We start from the raw sequence: 22304 nt of genomic DNA, 5'->3' as shown, positions 1-22304 counted from the left end.
GCCGGCGTGGTCCTTCAAGAAGGCGAAGCCGTCGATCCGGCATGTGCCGCCACCGCCGGTCTCAGCCGGCCACCGGAAGCGCGGCCAGCAGCTCCGTGACGATTGCCGCACCGCGCAGCGTCAGCACCGACTCCGGATGGAACTGGACCGAGGCGAAGCCGCTGCCCCGCAGTGCGTGCAGCTCCCCGGACTCCTCGTCGCGGCTCGCCTCGATGCCGTGGGCGCCCAGCTCCGTGGCCGCGGAGTCGTCGCAGAGCGCGGTGAAGCTGTTGTAGAAGCCCACGGTCTCCGGCCTGCCGAACAGCTCGATCCTCGTCTGCGCGCCCTGGTACGGGACGGCCTTCCGCGCGATCTCCAGCCCCAGCTCCGCCGCGATCAGCTCGTGGCCCAGGCACACCCCGAGGAGGCCGTGCCGGTGCTCCCGCACGAGTCCGGCCGTCAGATCCCTCATCAGCCGCATCTTCGGATCCGTGAGATCCCCCGGATCGCCGGGCCCCGGTCCGAGGATCACCGGGCCCTCGTGGGCCAGCACGGCATCGCGCAGATCAGGGGAGTCGTACCGGCGCACGGACACCGACAGCCCCGACGAGCGCAGCAGATGTGCCAGCATCGCCGTGAACGTGTCCTCGGCGTCCACCACCAGAGCCCGGCCCGACAGCTCCCGGGTGCGTTCCTGCATCCGCAGCCAGAAGGGGGCCAGCCCGCCGCGCCGGCCGTCCAGGGCGGCCCTCACCCTGGGATCGGAGGCCAGGCGGGGGCTCTGCGCCAGGGAAGCGGGCCGGCCGGGCAGCACCCCCAGCGCCGTGAGGACTCCCGCCGCCTTCGCGTGCGTCTCGGCCACCTCCCCGGCCGGATCGGAGTGGCGCACCAGCGTCGCCCCCACCGGCACACGCAGCAGTCCGGCCGCCGAGACCTCGGCGGTACGGATCAGGATCGGCGAGTCCAGGGTCTGCGCGCCGCCGGGCTCCCGGCCCACCAGGGCCAGCGCCCCCGCGTAGTACCCGCGGCCGCCCGGCTCGTACCGCTCGATCACCCGGCAGGCGTTCTGCACCGGGGACCCGGTGACGGTGGCGGCGAACATGGTCTCCCTCAGGACCTCGCGGACGTCGAGCGAGGAGCGCCCGCGCAGCTCGTACTCGGTGTGCGCGAGGTGGGCCATCTCCTTCAGCCGGGGGCCCACCACCACGCCGCCCATGTCACCCACGGTGCACATCATCTTGAGCTCCTCGTCGACCACCATGGAGAGCTCCTCGGTCTCCTTGCGGTCGTCCAGGAACTCCAGCAGCCCCTCCGCGGTCGGCCCTCCGGCCGGGTAGCGGTACGTCCCGCTGATGGGATTCATCACCACCGTGCCGCCCGACATCCGCACATGGACCTCCGGGCTCGCGCCCACCAGGGTCCTCCCACCCGTCGCCCGCCGCCGCCCCGAAAGGGAGAGCCCTCCGGGCTCACTGCCATCCGTGTGGACGACGGGCTCACTGCCACCCGTATGGACGACGAAGGTCCAGTAGGCCCCGCGTTCGCCTTCCAGCAGCCGCCGGAACAGCGCCAGCGCGTCCGCCCTGCCGAACCCGGGGATCTCACCCGTGAAGGTCCGGCGGATCACGAAGTTCGCGCCCTCGCCGCGGCCGATCTCATTCTCGACCACCTGCCGGACGATGTCCTCGTACGCCTCGTCGGGGACGTCGAAGGCCCCGCCCTCCACCCGGACCCCGTGATCGGGCAGCTGTGCGAGCGCCTCGGCCAGCGGCAGCTCGTGCACCTCCTCGGCCACCAGCACGGAGAGCGGGGTCCCGTCGTCCCGGACGTCGAAGCCGCGCTCGGCGATCTGCCGGAACGGCACGAGGGCCAGCGACGGCAGGTCGCCCACGGGGATGTCGGCGAGCCGTTCCACCTCCCGCACCGCGCCGGTCAGCAGCTCGACGGTGTCGTGGTCCCGGCCCGGGGTCCGCCTGCGCAGCAGGGCGAAAGGCGGGGCGTCGTCACGGAGCAGGGCGGAGAGAGGACCGGCTGAGCGGTCTTGCATGGGCGTTCCTTCCTGGGGGAGGAACGGCTTCCGGCTGTGAAACGCAGAGAAGGCCGCCCCTCGGGCGGCCTTCGCGAAGTCTGTACGCGCGATGTGTCAGCGGGCCGCCGGATGAGCGGTCCACCACCAGTTCTGAGTCGTCTGCGCGAACATGCCACGTACCCTAGCCGATGAAGTGGGCAAACGAGCGCGTGTCTCATTTCTTGAGCGCGCGGACGGGGCGGCCCCCCGGACCCCGTAGTGTTGTCAAGGTGACCGTGAACGCCAATACCTCCGTCGCCGGTGGCCACACCTGGCGAGACCTTCCCGCGGCGCAGCAGCCCGAGTACCCCGATGCCGAGGCTCTGCGCGACGTACTCGCGGACCTCGAGTCGTATCCCCCGCTCGTCTTCGCCGGCGAGTGTGACCAACTGCGCGCCCGCCTGGGAGCCGTCGCCGAGGGCGAGGCGTTCCTGCTGCAGGGTGGTGACTGCGCCGAGGCATTCGACGCCGTCTCCGCCGACCACATCAGGGCCAAGCTGAAGACGCTGCTCCAGATGAGCGCCGTCCTGACGTACGCGGCCTCCGTGCCGGTCGTCAAGATCGGCCGCATCGCCGGGCAGTACTCGAAGCCGCGTTCCAAGCCGACCGAGACCCGCGACGGCGTGACCCTGCCGACGTACCGCGGCGACTCGGTCAACGGTTTCGAGTTCACCGAGGCGGCCCGTGTCCCGGACCCCGAGCGGCTCAAGCGGATGTACCACGCGTCCGCGTCCACGCTGAACCTGGTCCGCGCCTTCACCACCGGCGGGTACGCCGACCTGCGCCAGGTGCACGCCTGGAACCAGGACTTCGTGAAGTCCTCGCCGTCCGGTCAGCGTTACGAGGCACTGGCCCGCGAGATCGACAACGCCCTCAACTTCATGAAGGCGTGCGGCACGGACCCGGCCGAGTTCAAGGCGGTCGAGTTCTACGCCTCGCACGAGGCCCTGCTCCTCGACTACGAGTCCTCGCTCACCCGCACCGACTCGCGTACCGGGCAGCTCTACGACACCTCGGGCCACATGGTCTGGGTCGGCGAGCGCACCCGCCAGATGGACGGCGCGCACATCGAGTTCGCCTCCAGGATCCGCAACCCCATCGGGATCAAGCTCGGCCCGACGACCACCGTCGACGAGGCCCTCGGCTACATCGACCGCCTCGACCCCGAGCGCGAGCCCGGCCGGCTGACGTTCATCGTCCGCATGGGCGCAGACAAGGTCCGCGACAAGCTCCCCGAGCTGGTCGAGAAGGTCACCGCGTCCGGTGCGAAGGTCGTCTGGGTGACCGACCCGATGCACGGGAACACCTTCGAGGCGGCCTCCGGCCACAAGACGCGCCGCTTCGACGACGTCCTGGACGAGGTCAAGGGCTTCTTCGAGGTGCACAAGCAGCTGGGGACGCACCCCGGTGGCATCCACGTCGAGCTCACCGGTGACGACGTCACCGAGTGCGTCGGCGGCGGCCACGAGATCTTCGTGGACGACCTGCACCAGCGTTACGAGACCGCCTGCGACCCGCGCCTCAACCGCAGCCAGTCCCTCGACCTGGCCTTCCTCGTCGCCGAGATGTACCGCGACCAGTAGGGATCACCCGCCATACACGCCTGTGGGGCACGGATCGATGTGATCCGTGCCCCACAGGCGTACCGGGGCTTTTGCGCGCGCGCCGTCATGGGTAAGGTTAGGTTAGCCTCACCGAATGATCGGGATGGCGCAGCGATCGATCCGCCGGGAGGTGAACCGCGTGTACGTCTGCTCCTGCTTCGGCATCACGGAGGACCAGGTCAAGAAGCATGCGGACGGCGGAGCGTGCACGCCCCGCCAGATCGCTTCCGCCTGCAAGGCCGGCACCGACTGCGGTGGCTGTGTCCGCAGGATCCAGGCGCTGCTCGGCCGCGGCGACTGCCCGCGCCGCGAGCTCGTCGAGGGCCGCAAGGCGCCGGCGGGCGCCCCGGTCGGCGCGCCCGCCGCCCTGGGGGCCACGCCGGAGGTCAGGCTCTCCGACGCCGCCTGAGCCGCCCGCGCGGCCCCGCCGGGGGCCGTCCATCGCCGGACGGGCCCGCGGATCAGCTCTCGGGCTGCTCGATCAGCTGGGCGATGTAGAGGGGCTCGCCGAGCTTCTCGATGAGTTCCAGCTGGGTGTCGAGGTAGTCGATGTGGTGCTCCTCGTCCTCCAGGATCGACTCGAAGATGTTCGCGGACGTGACGTCACCCTTGCCGCGCATCACATCGATGCCCCGCCTGAGACGGTCGATCGCCTCCACCTCGACCTGCCGGTCGGCCTGGAACATCTCGGTGACCGTCTGGCCGACCCGCACATGGAAGAGCCGCTGGTAGTTGGGCAGCCCGTCGAGGAACAGGATCCGGTCGGTCAGGATCTCCGCGTGCTTCATCTCGTCGAACGATTCGGCCCGGGTGTACTTGGCGAGCTTCGTCCAGCCGAAGTTCTCCTGCATCTTCGCGTGCAGGAAGTACTGATTGATGGCAGTCAATTCGGCCGTCAGCTGCTCGTTGAGGAACTCGAGGACCTCGGGGTCGCCCTGCATCGCAGAGGCTCCTTCCAACCGGTGAACTGGGCATGTTTGCGCGCATCCTCGCATCGGGCCACCCGACCGTCCAGTAAGTGCACGCTTAGTACGAGTTGACCTGATCGACGCTTCCCCTGGTCATGACCACCCCTGCCTGTCTGTCACCATGGAGGCATGGGTCAGCCGGAGAGCCGGGAAAGCGGCACAGCAGAGCAGTCCGCGCTTCCGCCGGGGCAGAGGCTGCAGCGTGGCTGGCCGGTCACCCATTACGGGCCCGTGCCGAAGTTCAAACCGGACCGCTGGGAGTTCCGGGTCTTCGGCGCCACGGCCGACGGCGACAAACACTGCTGGAATCACCGGGAATTCTCCGCACTGCCCTTCTCGTCGGTCGTCGCGGATCTCCATTGCGTGACGAAATTCAGCATGCTGGGAGCCGAATGGGGCGGGATCCTCGCCCGCGAGGTGGTGGCGCTGGCGCCGCCCGCACCCGGGGTCACCCATGTGATGGTCTGGGCGGAGTACGGATTCAGCTCGAATCTGCGGATCGACGACTTCATGTCGGACCGGACGCTCTTCGCCACCCACAAGGACGGCGAACTCCTCACCGCGGAACACGGATTCCCGCTGCGCCTGGTCGTCCCGCATCTGTACGCGTGGAAGGGCCCCAAATGGGTCCGGGGCATCGAGTACATGACGGCCGACCGCCGTGGCTTCTGGGAGGAGCGCGGCTACCACAACATCGGCGACCCGTGGAGCGAGCAGCGCTACTCCTACCAGGAGGAGCCGGGGGACGGCCCCGAGCTCTGAGGCCCGGAGTCGCTGGTCAGTGGCTGTGTCCGTGCACGACGGCGTGGCCCTTGCCCCGGCCGATCATCCACTTGTTGACCGGTGTCGTGACGACGAAGGCCGCCGCCAGGGCGATGGCCAGCACGGCCCAGAACATCCCGTCGGAGAGATGGGCGTCCATGGCGCCGGGCCACAGCGCGATCACCCCGTTGTCGATCAGCTCCATCACGGCGATGGACACGGTGTCCGCCGCCAGTGCGATCCGGACGGCCGGGCGCAGCCCCAGCCCGGAGCTCATCACCGAGAGCAGGGTGAGCGAGTAGCCGAAGAGGAACGCGAGGACGATGGCGAGCACCATGGTCCGGACGTTGTCCCAGCCCAGCGCGGTCCCGATCGTCATGCCGAGGATCTCGCCGATCGCACAGCCGGTGAGGCAGTGCAGGGTCGCGCGTGCGGCCACGGCCCACGAGGAGCCCCCGCCGCCGTGGGTGTGGTCCCCGGAGTGATGTCCCTGATGTGCGTCGGATGCGTGAGGCGTGTCGTGCCGCATGAGGGCTCCCGAGGTCCGGCAAGGTTCCTGACACCCGGGAAACTGGATACCCCCGTGGGGTATTCCCGGTCACGGTCGGTGGCAGCCCCGGAGCTCCTTGAGCCGCATGACGTCGGCGGCGTGCCCGGCCTTGCCCCCGGGCGTCTCGATGATCAGGGGCACCCCCTCGGTGGCGGGGTGCGCGAACAGTTCGCGGAACGGTGCGGCCCCGATGTGCCCGGAACCGATGTTCTCGTGCCGGTCCTTGTGGGCCCCCACCACGTCCTTGGAGTCGTTGGCGTGGATCAGCTTCAGCCGCCCCTCGCCCACCGTCTCCACCAGCAGATCCAGGGTCTGCCGCATACCGGACGGACCGGCCAGGTCGTGTCCCGCGGCGTAGATGTGACAGGTGTCCAGGCAGACGCCCAGCCTGGGGTGCGAGTCCAGGGCCTCGAAGTACGGTCCGAAGTCCCAGGTCCGCGAACAGAGCGAGGAGCCCTGGCCCGCCGTCGACTCCAGCAGCAGGAACGGGTCGTCCTCATGGGTCAGCTCGTCCAGCAGGGGCAGCATGTGCTCGCGCACCTGGGCGAGAGCCGTCTCGCGGGGGCGGCCCCCGGTCGCCGAGCCGGTGTGCACCACCACGCCGAGGGAGCCGATCTGCCTCGCCCGGCGCAGCGAGTGCCGCAGTGACAGCACCGAACGCTCGACCGTCGCCTCGGTGTGTGAGCCGAAGTTGATCAGATACGGGGCGTGGACGTACGCGGGTATGGACTGTGCCTCGCACTCCGAGCGGAACAGCTCGTCCTGCGCAGGGTTCCCCGCGGGCGTCGCCCAGCCGCGAGGGTTCGCGACGAAGACCTGCACGGTCTCCGCCGCCAGCTCCCGGGCGTAGCCGAGACCGATCTTGGCCAGTCCGCCGGCGACGGGTACGTGGCCACCGATGGGGTTGCGCATGTGTGCTGCCCGTTCTCGAAGGGTCTACAGGCCCTTGGTCCTGATGGTGATCGTGGAGTCTTCCGCGGCCTTCTCGCCGCCCTCGACCGACTGACTGCCGACGGTGTCGCTGAAGGAGAGGAAGGGGCGGTCGACCTTGACCTCGAACCCGGCCTCCTCCAGTGTGCTCCGGGCCTCGTCGACGTCCTGGCCGGTGACGTCGGGGACCGCGACCATCCGCGGCCCCTCGGAGACCGTGAGCTCCACGGTGTCGCCCTCCGCGGCCTCGGCCCCGCCGCCCGGGCTCTGCCGGGCGATGTCGCCCGCGGCCTCGGGGGAGTGGACCCGGTCGGTCAGCACCTCGGTGTCGAGACCGGCCTCGTCCAGAGCCGCCCTCGCGTCCTCGACGGACAGACCGGTGACGTCCGGGACGTCCACCGGGGAGCCCTTGCTGACGACGAGGGCGACCGCGGAGTCGGCGTGGCGCTCGGTGCCGGTGCCGGGATCCGTGCGGATCACCCTGCCCCGGTCGACGTCCTCGCTGAACTCACGGGTCACCATTCCGGGCGCGAGGCCCGCCCCGGTCAGCTCCCGCCTGGCGTCGCCGAGGGCGAGGCCCTCCAGATCCGGCACCTTCACGATCTCCGGGCCGCGCGAGATCACCAGCTTCACCGCGTCGTTGCCCCTGATCCGCTCACCGGAGCCCGGATCGCTGCTGATCACCGAGCCGCGCCTCACCGTGTCGCTCCAGGCCTTCTCGACCCCCTTGAGATCGAGGCCCTCCTGGGAGAGGCGTTTCTCCGCCGCGCTCTGGGTCTGGCCAAGGAGCGCGGGGACCCGGGTGAACTGACCGGAATTGATGTACCAGACGCCTGCTCCGAGCCCCAGGACCAGCAGCACCGCGACAGCGGCGGCCGCCATCCCACGCCTGCCACGGCGAGTGAGGGACCCGAGCCGGCCGCGCCCCGGCCCGACGGGCCCGGACGGCGGCATCTCCAGGCGGCTGGTGTGATGCGCCGTGCCCTGGCCGGCCGGGATCACCCGGGGGATCACGCTCGTGCGGTCCTCGGCCGCGTCGTGGGCCTCGGCGAGTGCCTGCGGGGGCACCGCGTCGAGCTGCTCCTCGGTGAGGCCCGCGCGTATCCGGCGGGACAGCGCGAGGAGCTCCACCGCGTCGGCGGGACGCGCCTCGGGATCGCGCGCCGTGGAGGCCGCCACCAGCTCGTCCAGCCCTCCGGCCAGGCCCGGCACGGCGGCCGACGGCGCCGGGACGTCCTGGTTGAGGTGCTGGTAGATGACCTGGGCGGCGGTGTCCCCGGAGTGCGGCTTGCCGCCGGTGAGCATCTCGTAGAGGACGACACCGCAGGCGTACACGTCGGAGCGGGTGTCGGCGGTGCCCTGCTCGATCTGCTCCGGGGCGAGGTAGGAGACCGTGCCCAGCAGCGAACCGGTGGTGTCGGTGGCCGTCCCCACGGCGCGCACGAGCCCGAAGTCGGCGACCTTCACCCGGCCGTCGTCCCCTATCAGGACGTTCTCCGGCTTCATGTCGCGGTGGACGAAGCCGGCGCGGTGCGCGGCGCCCAGGGCGGCGAGCACCGGTTCGAGGATGTCCAGCGCGGCGCGCGGCTGCAGCGCCCCGCGCTCGCGCAGCACGTCGCGCAGCGTGCACCCGGCGACGTACTCCATCGCCAGGTACACGTAGGCGCCCTGGGCGCCCTGGTCGAAGACTCCCACCACGTTCGGGTGGGCGAGGCGGGCGACGGACTTGGCCTCGCGGATGAAGCGCTCGACGAACGCCGCGTCCGTGGCCAGCGCGGGGTGCATGACCTTGAGTGCGAGCACACGGTCGAGCCGGGTGTCCACGGCCCTGTAGACCGTGGCCATCCCGCCGACGGCGATACGCGCATCGACGCGGTAGCGGCCGTCGAGCAGCTGCCCGACGAGGGGGTCCTGGAGGGTCGTGTCCACGGGGCGAGTCTACGAGCTGTCACGGACAGCCCGAGTGCCACGGGAAGTCCCCGGGGCCCTCCGGTGCCGAGCCGTGACAGAGGTATGCACGTGCTGTGACCGGGAAGGACGGCTTCCGCCGGGTCAGAACGCCGGACGCTCGGGGTCCAGCACCGCCCTGCCCTCGGCCGGCGAGGACGCCTCGGCGAAATGGCGGCGCGGTATCCGCCCCGCCCGGTACGCGAGCCGTCCGGCGTCCACCGCGTGGCGCATCGCCGCCGCCATCAGTTCCGGCTCCTGGGCGCGGGTGACCGCCGAGGCGAGCATCACGGCGGAGCAGCCCAGCTCCATGGCCAGCGCCGCGTCCGACGCGGTCCCGGCTCCCGCGTCCAGGATCACCGGGACCTCGGCCCGCTCGGTGATCAGCTGGAAGTTGTGGGGGTTACGGATACCGAGGCCGGAGCCGATCGGGGAGCCCAGGGGCATGATCGCCGCGCATCCCACGTCCTGGAGCTTGCGGGCCAGGACCGGGTCGTCGTTGGTGTACGGCAGGACCGTGAACCCGTCGTCGACGAGGATCTCCGCGGCGTCCAGCAGCTCGACCGGGTCGGGCAGCAGGGTCCGCTCGTCCGCCACCACCTCCAGCTTGATCCAGTCGGTGCCCAGAGCCTCGCGGGCCAGCCTGGCCGTCAGCACGGCCTCCCCGGCGGTGAAGCAGCCCGCGGTGTTCGGCAGAACCTGGATGGACAGGCGTTCGAGCACGGAGAGCACCGAACCCTGCACGGTCGGGTCCAGCCTGCGCATCGCCACGGTGGTCAGCTCGGTGCCGGAGGCGATCAGGGAGCGTTCCAGCACGTCGAGGCTGGGCGCCCCGCCGGTCCCCATGATCAGCCGGGACGAAAAGGTCGCGGAGCCCAGCGAGAAGAGGTCGTCGGACACCGTCAGCCTCCCTGGACGGCGGTGAGGACTTCGACGCGGTCGCCGTCGGCGAGCGCGGTGGACGACCACCGGCCGCGTGGCACGACGGCCTCGTTCACCGCGGCGGCGACCCCGGACGGCGCCGAGGTCAACGCCGCGACGAGGGTGTCCAGCGCGGTACCGGCGGGGAACGAGCGCCGGTCCCCGTTGACGGACACCTGCACGAGGTCGGCGGAGGGAGGTACGGGCTGTGTCATGCGTGCTGCTCCTGCGGGGTGGTGACGGCGGGGGAGTGCGAGGGCTCGGGGGATCCGGCGGCCGGGGCGAAGCGGGACGGCGTGAACGGACGGCCCACCTCGGGCGGCTCGCCGGTGGTCAGCACCTGGGCCATCACGTCGCCGGTGACCGGGGTGAGGAGCACCCCGTTGCGGTGGTGCCCGGTGGCGAGGTGCAGACCGGGAAGCGCCGTGGGGCCCAGCAGGGGCGCGTTGTCCGGCGAGGAGGGCCGGAGGCCCGCACGGGTCTCGGTCAGCGGAAGCTCGGTGATCCCGGGCACCAGCTCGTGCGCGTCGCGCAGCAGCTCGTAGACACCGCCCGCGGTGACGGTGGTGTCCCAGCCCATCTCCTCGCTGGTCGCTCCCACCACCAGCTCACCGTCCGCGCGCGGCACCAGGTAGACCTGGCTCCCGCGTACGACGGCCCGCACGGTCCTGCTCAGGAAGGGGGCGTACGCGGGCGGCACCCGCAGCCGGAGCACCTGGCCCTTCACCGGCCGCACCGGCGGCAGGACCGCTTCGGGCACCCCGCCGAGACGCCCGCTGAGGCTGCCCCCGGCGAGCACCACCTGCCCCGCGGACAGCTCCGTACCGTCCGTCAGAACGACCCCGGCCGCCCGGCCGCCCGTGACGGAGAGCCGCTCGGCCCAGGCCCGGCGGAAGACCACCCCCGCGCGCTCACACGCCGTGACCAGCGCCGAGGCCAGTCGCCTGGGATCCACCTGGTGGTCGCCGTCGACCCGCAGTCCGCCGCGCACGCCGGGGGCGAGCATCGGTTCCAGACGGCGGCACTCGCGGCCGGTGAGCCACTCGGACTCCAGCCCCGAACGCAGCTGCAACGCGTGCAGCTCCCGCAGGTGTGCGCGGTCGTCCGCGTCCAGCGCGACCGCCAGGGTCCCGCAGGCGCGGAAGCCGGTCCCCTGTCCGCTCGCCTCCTCCAGCTCGGCCACGAACGCCGGATAGCGCTCCGCCGAGGCCAGGTTGAGGCCGAGCAGCATCTGTTCGCCGTAGTGGAGCTCGGTGACGGCGGCGAGCATCCCGGCCGCGACCATGGCGGCCCCGCCGCCCGGATCCGGGTCGGCCACGGTCGTGGACAGGCCGCGCTGGGCGGACCGCCACGCGGTCACCAGACCGATGATGCCGCCCCCCACGACCAGGACGTCGGAGGTGTCCGCGGAGATACGCATGGGCGTCCAGCCCCTCCCTTCGCCGGCATGACCCGGATCAGGTTCGTACGGTCGGAGGCCGTCCAGCCTCCCTCTCAGCCCGGTGCGTCCGGACTCCCGCGAGTGTCTTACGGTGGCCAGCCTAGACCCCGCCCGCCCCGGCCCGTAAGGGAGCCGCCCCCATGGCCCGTTCGCTCGACGGACTCGTCCTCGCACCGGTCGCCGACCAGGCCCCCGGCCAGGTCGGCACCGGCACCCGCTTCACGTACCACGAGGAGGAGGGCCGGATCTGGGCCGAGTACGCGGGCGGCGACGTGGTCCGCGGCCACCTCGTCGGCACCAGGGAGGCGGACCGTCTCGACTTCCGCTACGTCCAGTTGAAGCGGGACGGCACGACGTCGGGCGGGCACTGCGTCTCCGCCGTCACGGACCTCCCCGACGGGCGGGTCCGCCTGGACGAGACGTGGGAATGGGAGTCGCAGGCCGGGAGCGGCACAAGCGTGGTCGAAGAACTCGCCGACTGACGGAACGTCACATGACTAGGGTGGACAGGTGAGCCAGCAGACAGAGGGTACGGCGGTGGACGGGCCGCACGGCGTGGTGATCGTGGGCGCCGGCATGGCCGGTGTGCAGACGGCCGTCGCCCTGCGCGAACGGGGCTTCGCCGGCCCGGTCACCCTGATCGGCGCCGAGCCGCACCAGCCCTACGACAGGCCGCCCCTCTCCAAGGCGGTCCTGCTCGGGAAGGCCGAGGACTCCGCCTTCGACGTCGATTTCGAGGCCCTGGACGTCACCCTGCGACTGGGGCTCGACGTGACGGGGCTGCGGGCCGACGCGCACGAACTGGACACCCTCCAGGGCCCCGTCCGCTACGACGCGCTGGTCCTCGCCACCGGCGCCGAGCCCGTCGCGCTCCCCGGTTCCGAAGGCGTGCCGGGTGTCCACCTGCTGCGCACCGTCGACGACGCGGCCCGGCTGCGCCCCGTCCTGGAGCGGCAGCACGACATCGTCGTCGTGGGGGCCGGGTGGATCGGTGCAGAGTTCACCACGGCGGCGCGCGCCGCGGGCTGCGCGGTGACGGTGGTCGAGGCCGCCGACCGGCCCCTCGCCGGCACGATGCCCGCCGAGGTGGCCGCCCCGATGGCCGGCTGGTACGCCGAGAGCGGGGCCGTGCTCCTCACCGGGGCGCGTGTCGCCCGCGTCGAACAGGACGCCGTGCACCTGGCCGACGGCCGGACCGTCCCCGCCGGCGCGGTCGTCGTGGGCATCGGCGCCCGGCCCGCCACCGGATGGCTCGCCGGTTCGGGCATCGCGCTCGGCGCCGACGGCTCGGTCACCGCGGACGCCTCCCTGCGCACCTCGCTCCCCGACGTCCACGCGGTCGGCGACTGCGCCTCCTTCCCCTCGGCCCGCTACGGGGAGCGGCTGCTGGTCCACCACTGGGACAACGCCCTGCAGGGCCCCGGCGCGGTCGCCGCCGCCCTGGCGGACGGGGTGGCCAGGACGTACGACCCGGTGCCGTACTTCTGGTCCGAGCAGTTCGGGCGGTTCGTGCAGTACGCCGGACATCACGCCGCCGCCGACACCCTGCTGTGGCGCGGCGATCCGGCCGACCCGTCCTGGACCGTGTGCTGGCTGCGCCAGGGTGTCCTGGTGGCACTGCTGGCCGTCAGCCGGCCACGCGACCTGGCCCAGGGACGCAAGCTGATCGAAGCGGGAGCGCGGATCGACCCGGCGCGGGCCGCCGACTCCTCCGTACCGCTGAAATCCACGGTGCTCCAGGGGTAGGCCACGGCCCCGTACGCCCGGCCCGGCTACCGGCTGTCGGTCCGGGATGGCACGCTTGTCCCTGTGACCGAGATTGACGCAAAGATCGATGCTCTCGTCCCTGCCTGGCTCCACCTTCCCGACATCGCGGAAATGCTCGATGTCGAGGTGACGCGCGTACGGCAGCTGGTCAAGGAAGGCCAGCTCATCGCCGTACGACGTGGTGAGAACCGGGCGCTCCAGGTGCCTGCCGCCTTCATCGACGGCAACAAGGTGGTCAAGGGCCTCGCCGGGACCCTGACGCTCCTGAGGGACGACGGCTACAACGACGAAGAGATGCTCGACTGGCTCTTCACTCCCGACCCGACCCTGCCGGGCACGCCCGCGCAGGCCCTGAGCGAGAATCGCGGCACGGAGGTGAAGCGCCGGGCCCAGGCGCTCGCCGTCTGACGGGACGACCGTGAGCGGGGTGCGGGCCGTGTGCACACACGGCCCGCACCCCGTCGTCGACCCGCGGGTCCCGCACACGGCCCGCACCCCGTCGTCCCCAACCCTCCCGCGCCCCCGGTACCGTCGCCGCAGCAGTGATCCATCGACGTCACCACGGGGGAATCCTCATGTCCACGCCTCGCTCCCAGCTCTCCGGCGCCCGGCTCTATCTCTGCACGGACGCCCGCAAGCGGCAGGGAGACCTCCCCGAGTTCCTGGACGCCGTGCTGTCCTCCGGCGTCGACATCGTGCAGCTGCGGGACAAGGGGATGGAGGCGGCGGAGGAGCTCGAACACCTCGCGGTGTTCGCGGACGCCTGCGAGCGCCACGGCGCACTCCTGGCCGTCAACGACCGCGCCGACGTCGCCCACGCCGCCGGATCCGGCGTGCTGCACCTCGGCCAGGGCGATCTGCCCGTGCCCGCCGCGCGCGCCGTCATCGGCGCCGACGTGGTGATCGGCCGCTCCACCCACGCCGAGGCGGAGGTCGACGCCGCCGCCACCCAGGAGGGCGTGGACTACTTCTGCACCGGACCCTGCTGGCCCACCCCGACCAAGCCCGGCCGGCACGCCCCGGGGCTCGGCCTCGTCCGCCACGCCGCCTCGCTCGGCACCTCCCGGCCGTGGTTCGCCATCGGGGGCATCGACGAGAGCAACCTCGACCAGGTGCTGGACGCCGGAGCACGCCGGATCGTCGTCGTACGGGCGATCACCGAGGCCGAGGACCCGGCCGCGGCGACCGCCTCGCTCGCCCGGCGCATCCGCGAGCGCGACCTCCGGGACGCACCCGGCGCACGGTGAGCGGCGCCGGCCGCGCACCGCTCACGGGCGGTGCGCCCCCGTTCGACGGTGTCCGATGGGTGGACAAAAACAACCTCATTCCGGTCAATACGCCCTCTCTGGTTGGGGTACCGCCGGGCCCTGGTTAACCTCCCAGTATGGCCCTTGGCACACCTTCCACCAGGACAGATCACGCGCGTACCGTGCGTGAGCTGCTCGCGACCGGCGAGACGTCGTTCTCGTTCGAGTTCTGGGCGCCCAAGACCGAGAAGGGTGAACGGAACCTCTGGAACGCCCTGCGCCGGGTCGAGGCGGTGCGACCGAGCTTCGTCTCCGTGACGTACGGGGCCGGTGGTTCCACCCGTGCCGGAACGGTCCGGGCGACCCAGCAGATCGAGGCGGACTCCACGCTCACCCCCGTCGCGCACCTGACCGCGGTCGACCACTCCGTCGCCGAGCTGCGCAACATGGTCGGGCAGTACGCGGACGCGGGGATCCGCAACATCCTCGCGGTCCGGGGCGACCCGCCCGGCGACCCGATGGGCGAGTGGGTCGAGCACCCCCAAGGTGTGCGCTACGCCGCGGATCTCGTGCGGCTGATCAAGGAGGCCGGTGACTTCTGCGTCGGCGTCGCGGCGTTTCCCGAGATGCATCCCCGGTCCACCGACTGGGACTCGGACATCGCGCACTTCGTGGACAAGTGCCGTGCCGGAGCCGACTACGCGATCACCCAGATGTTCTTCCAGCCGGAGAGCTACCTCCAGATGCGTGACCGCGTGGTTGCCGCAGGCTGTGACACCCCGGTCATCCCCGAGGTGATGCCGCTCACGAGCGTGAAACAGCTCGAGCGGTTCGCGCAGCTCAGCAACGCGTCCCTGCCCTCCGTACTGAAAGAGCGGATCCTCGCCGCGCAGGACGACCCGGCCGCTGTACGCTCCATTGGCATCGAGTTCGCCACGGAGTTCTGCGCGAAACTGCTCTCCGAGGGTGTCCCGGGGCTGCACTTCATCACGCTCAACAACTCGACGGCGACACTCGAGATCTACGAGAATCTCGGACTGCACAAGCAGTCGTGACCGGCCGCACCGCCTCCGACCGGGGCGGTGGCCGTAGGAGGGGGCGGGCGTGGGCTGGACGGTCCTCTACATCGCATTCGGCATAGTGGCGCTCTGGCTGCTGGGCGAGGTGCTGCTGCAGTACAAGGCGCGCCTGCGCTGGAGGCTGCTCGCCTTCGCCGGCTTCCTCGGCGTGGTGCTCGGCGTCCTGATCCCCTCGGTCCTGGTGATCGCCCTCGGGGCGATCGCCTTCGCGACGGGGCAGACCTATGTGACGCTCTCCTTCCGGCGTGGCTTCTCGACGGGCTGGGCCATAGGCGGCAGCCCGGGTGAGAGCCGTCGCCGGCGCGGCGCTCAGGCGCCCGACAGCGGGCGGCCGACCCTCGAGGTCTCCGGACTGGAGTACGAAGAAGCCCCGCAGGACGCGCCGCCGGCCCCGGCCGCGGTCTACGAACCCGAGCCGATGCCGGACGACACCGGGCAGTACGGCGTCTACAGCGACCCCGCCCCGGCAGGCCGCGAGGGCTGGACAGGCGGGCACGGCGAACCGCAGCAGCAGTACGCCGCCTACGACCCGTACGGCGGGCAGCACCCCCAGGACGGCTACGCCGCCCAGGACCCCTACGCGGGGCAGGGCGTCTACCAGGGCCAGGACCCGTACCAGGACCAGGGCGGGCAGTACGGCTACCCGCCGGTGGAACAGCCGGGCTACGCGCCCTACGCCGACCCCTACGCCGCGACCACCACGGGCACCGGGCAGTACGCCGGTTACGACGCCTACGGGTACGACCGGTCCCAGGACACGGGGCAGCAGGCCGGCGACCCGTACGCCACCGGGTACACCGACACGCCCCCCGGCGGGGTGTGGGTCCCGCAGCAGCGGGAGAACGAGCAGTACCCCCCGCTGCCTCCGGAGGCTCCGGTCCAGCCCGCCCCGTACGGCAACGGCTACGACACCGGCCAGAACGAGCAGTACCGCTACTGAACGGGCCCGGCGAGATCCCGTAGCCGGCCCCGCGGGAGTCTCACCGGGAGCCGCGGAAGCCGTCGCCCTCCACGACGAGCCCGGCGACCAGCGCTCCCGACATCCCCGCGTGCGCCAGCCCACCGCCGGGATGCGACCAGCCGCCCGCCAGGTACAGGCCCGGCAGAGGGCTGCGGTTCCCCGGGTGCAGCCAGGCGCCCCCGGGCCCGGCCAGCGCCGGAGCCGGTACCGAGCCGCCGGCGGCTCCGGTGGACACCTCGGTCTCCGCGGGGGTGCGGATCTCCGTGTGGAGGATCCGCTCACGCAGACCCGGCACCGCCTCGGCGGCCCGGCCGATCACCGTTTCGGCGAACCGGTCGCGCAACGACGGCTCCGTCCAGTCGACCCGGCCGTGCGGAGCGACCGTCGCCACCAGGGTCACCGCCTCGTGCTCATCGTCGGGGCGTGTGGACGCGTCGTCCGGGCGCAGCACCGTCACCGTGGGCTGCTGGGCGGGCCGTCCGCCGAACACCGCCTCCCGCTCCGCGACCGGATCACCGGGGTGCACCACGGTCCGGTGCACGGCGCCGGCTTCACGAGCGCCCCGCAGCGACAGCAGGACGAGGAAACGACCCGGCACGGCATCACCGTCCGAGGCGGTCGGCCGTTCCTCGTGGACCGGCAGGAGACCCGGCGCCGGCTGTGCGCCCACGACCACGTGATCGGCCTCCACGCTCCGGCCGTCGGCCAGCTCCACCCCGGAGGCCCGGCCGTCCTTCTCGGAGACCCGGACGGCTTCGGCACCGAAGACGAACTCCACCCGGCGCGCGAGGCACCGCTCGTACACCGCGTCCGCCAGCGCGCGCATACCGCCGGCGACGTACCAGCTCCCGAAGGTCTCCTCCATGTACGGCAGCAGAGCAGCGGCTGCCGGAGCGCTCCGGGGATCGAGGCCGTAGGACAGGGCGTACCCGTCGAGCAGGGCCGCCAGCCGGGGATCGCCCAGCTCCCAGGCGCCCACCTCCGCCACCGTCGTCGCCTGCCGCGCGGAGCGCAGCAGCCTGCGCCGGCGCGGCGCCGGATAAGGGTCCCGGGCCAGCATCCGCCGGTCCTCGGGCAGGGGTTCCTCCAGGAGCGGGCGGCGCGAGCGCTCCCAGGCGGTCCCCGCCCGGTCCAGGAAGTCGCCCCAGGAGGCACCCGCCCCGTCCCCCAGCGCCTCGTCGAGCGCGCGGACGACTCCGGCCCGGGAGGCGTTCGGCAAGGAGACGGCGGTGCCGTCCGCGAAGAGGTGACGGCTCGCGGGGTCGACCTGGGTGAGCGTGACGCACTGCTCCAGGCTCTCCTTGCCCGTCTTCACGAAGAGGTCGCGGTAGACGGCCGGCAGATGGAGCAGCCCGGGGCCCGTGTCGAAGACGAAGCCCTCGCGGGCGAAGCGCCCCACCGAGCCGCCGTAGTTCTGCGACCGCTCGTACACCGTCACCCGGTGGCCCGCCACCGAGAGCCGGGCGGCCGCCGCCATCGCGCCGGTCCCGGCGCCGATCACCGCAATTCGTGCCATGTCAGTGACCTTAAGGGGTGTCCGGGACGGGTCATCCGGGAGGCCGGTGCCAGTCAGTCCCGGACATGTGCCGCTCCTCGCGGCGCTGCGCCCTGCGCCGCAGGAACCGCCGGATCCGGGAGGCGAGGAAGACCAGTATCACCAGACCGAGTGCCAGCAGCACCGCCGCGACAGCCGCCGCCGCCACCGGGTTGAACACCGCGAAGGTGACGATCCCGGCGACGCCGAGGTCCTCCGCCAGGCTGATCCCGATGTTGCTGAACGGCTCGGGGGAGGTGTTGACCGCCATCCTGGTGCCGGCCTTCACCAGATGGCTCATCAGGGCGGTGGAACCACCCACGGCACCCGCCGTCAGCTCGGGGAGGGAACCGCTCTCGCCGGCCAGCAGCGCCGCGACGACCGCTCCGGCCACGGGCCGGATCGCCGTGTGCACGGTGTCCCAGGCCGAATCGACGTAAGGGATCTTGTCGGCGACCGCCTCGCACAGGAAGAGCACCCCGGCCACCACCAGCACATCGGTGCGCTGGAGGGCCTCGGGCACCTCGTCGCTCAGGCCGGTCGCGCCGAACAGGCCGAGGAGGAGGACCACCGCGTACGCGTTGATCCCGCTCGCCCAGCCACTCGTGAACACCAGGGGGAGTACGGACACGGACGCGATGGTAGCCAGTGCCGGCCGGACCGGGCAGGTCCTTCCGGACCGGTCTGAGTACCTCTACCTACTCCCGGAGATGAGTAGGGACACGGATGGGCTCCCACCTGCGCGGACGGAAGAGTGGAACCCACGGGAGGGGCGCGACGCCAGACCGCCGGCACGGGGCGGCGGAGGGCGCCGCACCCCCGACGCAACGGGGGCGCACCACGCGGGGCCCCGGGACCACGGGGGACACGGGGTCACGGGGGAGGGCCTCGCGGCACGGAGGAAGGCCGGGCCGGTGGAATTCGGGGGGATCGAATTCCACCGGCCCGGCCTTTCGCGTGCGGTCCTTCAGCGTCCGCTGACGCGCCCGTGGAGCAGCAGGGAGAGCGCGGAGTGGACGTCGTCGATCGTGCGCTCCGGCTGGAACGCCTGCCAGTCGAGCGCGGCCACCAGCACCATCCCGACCAGCGCGGCGGCCGTCAGCGGGATGTCGATCTCGTCGCTGAGCTCACCGGCCGACACCCCCTCCCGGAGCACCTCCTCGACCACCGCGACGACCTCCTGCCGCAGCACCAGGAGGGTCGACTGCCACGCGCGGTTGGTGCGCCAGAGCTCCGCGACGTAGAGCTGGGTGAAGGCCGGATAGCGGTCGATGAAGACGAGACCGGCCCTGATCATCGCGTCCAGGGCCTCCACCCGGGTACCGCCGTCCGCCTCGGTCGACTCGGCGGCGGTCCGCAGCGACCGGGTGAGCAGCCCGACGCCGTGCCGCAGCAGTTCCTCGAAGAGCTCGGTCTTGCTCTTGAAGTTGTAGTAGACCGTGCCCTTGGCGACCCCGGCGCGCTCCGCGATCTCGTCCACCGTGGTCGCGGAGAACCCCTTCTCCGCGATGAGGGTCACCGCCGCCTCGTAGAGCCTCTGCCGGGTGACCTGCCGGCGCGTGATGCTGCTGCTGTCCATGCGCACGATTCTCACAGGTCCCGGCGCGGTCACAGAGTCAGCTCCGGGTGGAGCCTGTCGAGGGTCCAGACCTGCTTGCGGCGGGCGGAGAGCGCGGTCAGCGCCAGCGCGCCCGCGGTGAAGGCCGCCAGGACCGCGCAGCCTTGCCAGACCGGGCCGAGCCCGCCGCCCGTGATGAGCCGGCGCAGCCCGTCGACCACGTAGGTCATCGGCAGGTACGGGTGGAGCGCCCCGAAGAATCCCGGACTCGTCTGCACCGGGTACGTCCCTCCGGCGGAGGTCAGCTGGAGCATGAGCGCCGCCAGTACGAGGATCCGGCCCGCCGACCCGAACCGGGCGTTGAGCCACTGCACGATCGCGGCGAAGCAGCAGGTGACCAGCGCCAGGAAGAGAATCGTCCCGGCCGCGTGAGCCATCCGCAGACCGAGCCGCCAGTGCAGCACGGACATCAGGGCGCCCACCTGGAGGAGGCCGATCGCCGCCACGGGCAGCCAGCCCGCCAGGGCGATGCGCCTGGCCGGCGCTCCGGCCGCCAGTGCTCTGCGGTTGAGCGGCTGGATCAGCATGTACGCCACCATCGCGCCCACCCAGAGGGAGAGCGGGATGAAGTAGGGGGCGAAGCCGGTGCCGTAGTTGGGCGCCGTGTGCAGCGAGGAGGAGGTGAGACGCACCGGGTCGGCCATCACACCGGTGCGGGCGTCGCGGTCCTCCTTGCCGTAGTCGGGGATCCTGCCGACCCCGTCGTTCAGGCCCTGGGCGAGCGTCGTGGAACCGTCGCTCAGCCGGTACAGCCCGCTCTTGAGGGTGGTGGCGCCCGAGGTGAGCTTTCCGACCCCGGACCTGAGGTCCCCGGCGCCCGTCTTCGCCGTGCCGAGACCGGTGTGAAGGGCGTCGGCGCCCTTGGCGACCTTCTGCGCCCCGGTGTTGAGCGCGTTGATCCTGGCGACGGCGGACTCCAGATCGGTGTCCAGACGCGGCGAGCGCTTCGCCAGGGCGTCCGCCTGCTTCTGCAGGGTGGACAGCTGGGTGCGCAGCTTCGCGAGATCGCCCTTCTGGTTCGTGACCAGGGCGTTCACGTCGTCGGAGACGTCCGCGACGTCCTGCGCCGCGGTCTTCGCGCGCTTCAGCTGCGGGCAGGTACCCGGGTCGGGCAGGGGCTGCTCCTCGCAGCGGACCCGGTAGAGGCCGGTCAGCTCGTCGGAAGCCGTGTGGGCGGCGGCCGATGCCGCCGGTGCCGTCTCGGCGAGCAGGCCGAGGTTGTCCCGTACGGCCTTCGAGGAGTCCGAGACCAGCCGCGCTGTGTCGCCGATGGCCTTCCCGTTGTCCTTGAGGAAGGGGCGCACATCGGCGGCGACCGCGTTGACCTTGTCGGCGAGCAGTTGTGTGCCGCCTGCGACCTGTCGGGACCCCGTCTCCAGGTCGCCGGCTCCCTTGTCGAGCCGGGAGACGCCGGTGGAGAGGGTTTTGCTGCCCGACCTGGCCTCCTTGAGGCCGTCCAGCAGGTCCTTGGACCCCTTCTTCGCCTTGCTGAGCCCGCTCTCCAGGTCACCGGCGCCCGCGGCCGCCTTCGCGGTCGCGTCGTGCAGGCTGGAGAAGTCGATGAAGATCCGGTCCAGGAAGCCGCGCGACGCCTTGGCCGACGCGGCACCGCGCACCTCGGCGAAGACGGTCCTGGAGATCTGGCCGACGATGTAGTTGTTGGCGTCGTTGGTGCGCACCCGCAGGGCGCCGGTGGCGGGGGAGTCCCCCGCACTCGACGCGATCCGCTCGCTGAAGTCCCGGGGCATGGTCAGCGAGAGGTAGTACGTCCCGTCCTCGACGCCCCTGGCCGCCTCGGCGGAGCCCACCTCGTGCCAGTCGAAGACACGGGAGCCGAGAAGCTTCCCGGTGATCTCGTCCCCGGCCGCGAGGTGTTCGCCGCCGGTGGTGGTGCCCCGGTCCTCGTTGACGAGCGCGACGGGAATCCGGTCGAGCCGCCCGTACGGGTCCCAGAACGACCAGAGGTACAGCGCCCCGTACAGCAGGGGCAGCAGCAGGAGTGCCACCAGTGCGGCCCGCGGCATCCGGCCCCTGCCGAACCTGCGCAGCTCAAGCGCGGCCAGCCTCGGCGATCGCATCGGCCTTCCCCTTCTCGTTGTCGTCTGCGTCTGCGTCTGCGTCCGTGTCGTCGGAGGCGTCGGCCGTCTTCGCGGTCCGCCCGTCGGCAGCGGTCATGACGTTCCCCGGACGGCTCCGTGCGGCGAGAGAGCCCTCGGGGGCCTCGGTGCACACCGCGAGGACCGTGGTCCCGGCCGCGGCGACGGAGCGCAGCAGCTCCCAGGCCGAAGCCCGGTCGGTCGCGCCGAGACCGAGGTCGGTGTCGTCCACGGCGAGGAGCCCCGGACCGTTCGTCAGCGCCAGAGCCACCGAGAGCCGGAGGGCCGCCAGGCGCTCCAGGTCGCGCACCTGGGTCCGTTCCGACTTGGGCAGGTCCGCGAGGTCGAGGCCCGCCGCATCCAGGGCGGCATCCGCCACCTCCTTCGCCGCGGCGGTGCGCCGGGCGCGGGAGAGCAGCAGGGAACGGAACGAATCGTCGAAGCGGTGCCGCAGCAGCGTCCGTTCCCGCAGGTGCTCGCCGACGGTGAGCGAGGGATCCAGTTCGCTCACCCCGGGAACGGGCCCGAGCGCGCTGAACCGGCGCACGGCGGCGAGGCGGCCGGGCAGCCGTACGCCGCCGACCTCGGCGTGGCCGTGGGTGGACCGCATCCGGCCGGTCAGCGCGAGGAGCAGACAGGTGCGGCCGGAGCCGGAGTCGCCCTCGATCGCGATCAGGGAACCCGGCCGCGCCGAGAACCCCACGCCCCGGAAGGCCCAGCCGCGCGGCCCCTTCAGGCCGAAGTCCTCGGCGCTGAGCGCCACTCCCAGCGGGCTGTCCATGGCCCCACCCCCGGAATCTTTGAACTGACCAGTCAGTGCAAAAAAGTTAGC

23 protein-coding genes and 1 riboswitch are annotated in these 22304 nt (G+C 71.9%); of the genes, 9 read left to right on the top strand and 14 right to left on the bottom strand.

Annotated elements, in window-relative coordinates; translation table 11 throughout:
- Nucleotides 1–61: 61 nt before the first annotated feature.
- Together ACGFNN_RS26620 and ACGFNN_RS26615 are read right to left on the bottom strand one after the other, a co-directional pair.
- A complete protein-coding gene (locus tag ACGFNN_RS26620; protein WP_393559571.1) occupies nucleotides 62–2026 on the bottom strand; it encodes an anthranilate synthase family protein in 1965 nt (654 codons plus the stop codon).
- Between the two features lie 96 nt (nucleotides 2027–2122).
- On the bottom strand, nucleotides 2123–2179 hold the full coding sequence (locus ACGFNN_RS26615) for a trp operon leader peptide (RefSeq protein WP_124277238.1): 57 nt from the start codon (nucleotides 2177–2179) through the stop codon (nucleotides 2123–2125).
- A 104-nt stretch (nucleotides 2180–2283) separates the two neighbouring features.
- Between ACGFNN_RS26615 and ACGFNN_RS26610 the strand changes: the two genes are divergently transcribed.
- Nucleotides 2284–3630, top strand: a complete 1347-nt coding sequence (locus ACGFNN_RS26610) for a class II 3-deoxy-7-phosphoheptulonate synthase (protein ID WP_393559569.1) — start codon at nucleotides 2284–2286, stop codon at nucleotides 3628–3630.
- 160 nt (nucleotides 3631–3790) lie between these two features.
- The gene (locus ACGFNN_RS26605; protein WP_393559622.1) at nucleotides 3791–4060 is read left to right on the top strand and encodes a bacterioferritin-associated ferredoxin; all 270 of its coding nucleotides are present in this window, start codon (nucleotides 3791–3793) and stop codon (nucleotides 4058–4060) included.
- 52 nt (nucleotides 4061–4112) lie between these two features.
- On the opposite strand, the gene bfr is transcribed toward ACGFNN_RS26605, so the two are convergent.
- Nucleotides 4113–4592 (bottom strand): bacterioferritin, encoded by a 480-nt coding sequence (bfr, locus tag ACGFNN_RS26600; protein WP_362547481.1) that lies wholly within the window; start codon nucleotides 4590–4592, stop codon nucleotides 4113–4115.
- Between the two features lie 156 nt (nucleotides 4593–4748).
- Here bfr and ACGFNN_RS26595 point away from each other — a divergent pair, with 156 nt between their 5' ends.
- Nucleotides 4749–5381 carry a sulfite oxidase-like oxidoreductase gene (locus ACGFNN_RS26595; RefSeq protein ID WP_362670206.1) on the top strand — a complete coding sequence of 211 codons (633 nt, stop codon included), beginning with the start codon at nucleotides 4749–4751 and terminating at the stop codon, nucleotides 5379–5381.
- A 16-nt stretch (nucleotides 5382–5397) separates the two neighbouring features.
- On the opposite strand, the gene ACGFNN_RS26590 is transcribed toward ACGFNN_RS26595, so the two are convergent.
- The 6 genes from ACGFNN_RS26590 to thiO all read right to left on the bottom strand — a co-directional run bounded on the left by ACGFNN_RS26590 (nucleotide 5398) and on the right by thiO (nucleotide 11149).
- Nucleotides 5398–5910: a DUF4396 domain-containing protein gene (locus ACGFNN_RS26590; protein ID WP_393559567.1), complete on the bottom strand. Its 513-nt coding sequence runs from the start codon at nucleotides 5908–5910 to the stop codon at nucleotides 5398–5400.
- Between the two features lie 69 nt (nucleotides 5911–5979).
- Nucleotides 5980–6843, bottom strand: coding sequence for a deoxyribonuclease IV (locus tag ACGFNN_RS26585; protein WP_393559565.1), 864 nt, complete (start codon nucleotides 6841–6843; stop codon nucleotides 5980–5982).
- Nucleotides 6844–6867: 24 nt separating this feature from the next.
- The gene (pknB, locus tag ACGFNN_RS26580) at nucleotides 6868–8790 is read right to left on the bottom strand and encodes a Stk1 family PASTA domain-containing Ser/Thr kinase (protein WP_393559564.1); all 1923 of its coding nucleotides are present in this window, start codon (nucleotides 8788–8790) and stop codon (nucleotides 6868–6870) included.
- 123 nt (nucleotides 8791–8913) lie between these two features.
- Nucleotides 8914–9708 (bottom strand): thiazole synthase, encoded by a 795-nt coding sequence (locus ACGFNN_RS26575; protein ID WP_393559562.1) that lies wholly within the window; start codon nucleotides 9706–9708, stop codon nucleotides 8914–8916.
- A 2-nt stretch (nucleotides 9709–9710) separates the two neighbouring features.
- Complete coding sequence (gene thiS / locus ACGFNN_RS26570; protein ID WP_393559560.1) at nucleotides 9711–9944, bottom strand: sulfur carrier protein ThiS; 234 nt, start codon at nucleotides 9942–9944, stop codon at nucleotides 9711–9713.
- Nucleotides 9941–11149 carry a glycine oxidase ThiO gene (thiO, locus tag ACGFNN_RS26565; RefSeq protein ID WP_393559558.1) on the bottom strand — a complete coding sequence of 403 codons (1209 nt, stop codon included), beginning with the start codon at nucleotides 11147–11149 and terminating at the stop codon, nucleotides 9941–9943. Before thiO ends, thiS begins: the two co-directional genes overlap by 4 nt.
- Nucleotides 11147–11259, bottom strand: a riboswitch (TPP riboswitch). (Overlaps the previous gene by 3 nt.)
- Nucleotides 11260–11310: 51 nt before the next feature.
- Here thiO and ACGFNN_RS26560 point away from each other — a divergent pair.
- From ACGFNN_RS26560 to ACGFNN_RS26535, 6 genes are all read left to right on the top strand, one after another.
- Entirely contained in the window at nucleotides 11311–11652 is a 342-nt protein-coding gene (locus ACGFNN_RS26560; RefSeq protein ID WP_393559556.1) for a hypothetical protein, read from the top strand.
- 28 nt (nucleotides 11653–11680) lie between these two features.
- Nucleotides 11681–12916: an NAD(P)/FAD-dependent oxidoreductase gene (locus ACGFNN_RS26555; protein ID WP_393559555.1), complete on the top strand. Its 1236-nt coding sequence runs from the start codon at nucleotides 11681–11683 to the stop codon at nucleotides 12914–12916.
- Between the two features lie 63 nt (nucleotides 12917–12979).
- Entirely contained in the window at nucleotides 12980–13345 is a 366-nt protein-coding gene (locus tag ACGFNN_RS26550) for an Rv2175c family DNA-binding protein (protein WP_104789789.1), read from the top strand.
- A 167-nt stretch (nucleotides 13346–13512) separates the two neighbouring features.
- Nucleotides 13513–14184: a thiamine phosphate synthase gene (gene thiE / locus ACGFNN_RS26545; RefSeq protein WP_393559553.1), complete on the top strand. Its 672-nt coding sequence runs from the start codon at nucleotides 13513–13515 to the stop codon at nucleotides 14182–14184.
- A 137-nt stretch (nucleotides 14185–14321) separates the two neighbouring features.
- Complete coding sequence (gene metF / locus ACGFNN_RS26540) at nucleotides 14322–15239, top strand: methylenetetrahydrofolate reductase [NAD(P)H] (RefSeq protein ID WP_393559551.1); 918 nt, start codon at nucleotides 14322–14324, stop codon at nucleotides 15237–15239.
- A gap of 49 nt (nucleotides 15240–15288) precedes the next feature.
- Entirely contained in the window at nucleotides 15289–16203 is a 915-nt protein-coding gene (locus ACGFNN_RS26535; RefSeq protein WP_393559550.1) for a hypothetical protein, read from the top strand.
- A 40-nt stretch (nucleotides 16204–16243) separates the two neighbouring features.
- Here ACGFNN_RS26535 and ACGFNN_RS26530 read toward each other — a convergent pair whose 3' ends face one another.
- From ACGFNN_RS26530 to ACGFNN_RS26510, 5 genes are all read right to left on the bottom strand, one after another.
- Complete coding sequence (locus ACGFNN_RS26530) at nucleotides 16244–17740, bottom strand: phytoene desaturase family protein (RefSeq protein WP_393559549.1); 1497 nt, start codon at nucleotides 17738–17740, stop codon at nucleotides 16244–16246.
- A gap of 31 nt (nucleotides 17741–17771) precedes the next feature.
- Nucleotides 17772–18389: a DUF4126 domain-containing protein gene (locus ACGFNN_RS26525; RefSeq protein ID WP_362665684.1), complete on the bottom strand. Its 618-nt coding sequence runs from the start codon at nucleotides 18387–18389 to the stop codon at nucleotides 17772–17774.
- Nucleotides 18390–18725: 336 nt separating this feature from the next.
- Complete coding sequence (locus ACGFNN_RS26520; RefSeq protein WP_393559547.1) at nucleotides 18726–19337, bottom strand: TetR/AcrR family transcriptional regulator; 612 nt, start codon at nucleotides 19335–19337, stop codon at nucleotides 18726–18728.
- A 29-nt stretch (nucleotides 19338–19366) separates the two neighbouring features.
- A complete protein-coding gene (locus ACGFNN_RS26515) occupies nucleotides 19367–21454 on the bottom strand; it encodes a YhgE/Pip family protein (RefSeq protein WP_393559545.1) in 2088 nt (695 codons plus the stop codon).
- Nucleotides 21426–22253: an ATP-binding cassette domain-containing protein gene (locus tag ACGFNN_RS26510; RefSeq protein ID WP_393559543.1), complete on the bottom strand. Its 828-nt coding sequence runs from the start codon at nucleotides 22251–22253 to the stop codon at nucleotides 21426–21428. The genes ACGFNN_RS26515 and ACGFNN_RS26510 overlap by 29 nt, the downstream gene beginning before the upstream one ends.
- Nucleotides 22254–22304: the final 51 nt, after the last annotated feature.

Source organism: Streptomyces sp. NPDC048590, assembly GCF_043199535.1.
Taxonomy (GTDB): Bacteria; Actinomycetota; Actinomycetes; order Streptomycetales; family Streptomycetaceae; genus Streptomyces.
This window is presented reverse-complemented; position numbering and strand designations above follow the sequence as displayed.

What these genes read in the sequence shown, in the direction of transcription:
- ACGFNN_RS26510 (WP_393559543.1), bottom strand. Translation starts at nt 22,253, where the DNA reads ATGGACAGCCCGCTGGGAGTGGCGCTCAGCGCCGAGGACTTCGGCCTG.
- bfr (WP_362547481.1), bottom strand. Translation starts at nt 4,592, where the DNA reads ATGCAGGGCGACCCCGAGGTCCTCGAGTTCCTCAACGAGCAGCTGACG.
- metF (WP_393559551.1), top strand. Translation starts at nt 14,322, where the DNA reads ATGGCCCTTGGCACACCTTCCACCAGGACAGATCACGCGCGTACCGTG.
- ACGFNN_RS26590 (WP_393559567.1), bottom strand. Translation starts at nt 5,910, where the DNA reads ATGCGGCACGACACGCCTCACGCATCCGACGCACATCAGGGACATCAC.
- ACGFNN_RS26520 (WP_393559547.1), bottom strand. Translation starts at nt 19,337, where the DNA reads ATGGACAGCAGCAGCATCACGCGCCGGCAGGTCACCCGGCAGAGGCTC.
- thiO (WP_393559558.1), bottom strand. Translation starts at nt 11,149, where the DNA reads ATGCGTATCTCCGCGGACACCTCCGACGTCCTGGTCGTGGGGGGCGGC.
- ACGFNN_RS26595 (WP_362670206.1), top strand. Translation starts at nt 4,749, where the DNA reads ATGGGTCAGCCGGAGAGCCGGGAAAGCGGCACAGCAGAGCAGTCCGCG.
- ACGFNN_RS26515 (WP_393559545.1), bottom strand. Translation starts at nt 21,454, where the DNA reads ATGCGATCGCCGAGGCTGGCCGCGCTTGAGCTGCGCAGGTTCGGCAGG.
- ACGFNN_RS26560 (WP_393559556.1), top strand. Translation starts at nt 11,311, where the DNA reads ATGGCCCGTTCGCTCGACGGACTCGTCCTCGCACCGGTCGCCGACCAG.
- ACGFNN_RS26530 (WP_393559549.1), bottom strand. Translation starts at nt 17,740, where the DNA reads ATGGCACGAATTGCGGTGATCGGCGCCGGGACCGGCGCGATGGCGGCG.
- thiS (WP_393559560.1), bottom strand. Translation starts at nt 9,944, where the DNA reads ATGACACAGCCCGTACCTCCCTCCGCCGACCTCGTGCAGGTGTCCGTC.
- thiE (WP_393559553.1), top strand. Translation starts at nt 13,513, where the DNA reads ATGTCCACGCCTCGCTCCCAGCTCTCCGGCGCCCGGCTCTATCTCTGC.
- ACGFNN_RS26620 (WP_393559571.1), bottom strand. Translation starts at nt 2,026, where the DNA reads ATGCAAGACCGCTCAGCCGGTCCTCTCTCCGCCCTGCTCCGTGACGAC.
- ACGFNN_RS26585 (WP_393559565.1), bottom strand. Translation starts at nt 6,843, where the DNA reads ATGCGCAACCCCATCGGTGGCCACGTACCCGTCGCCGGCGGACTGGCC.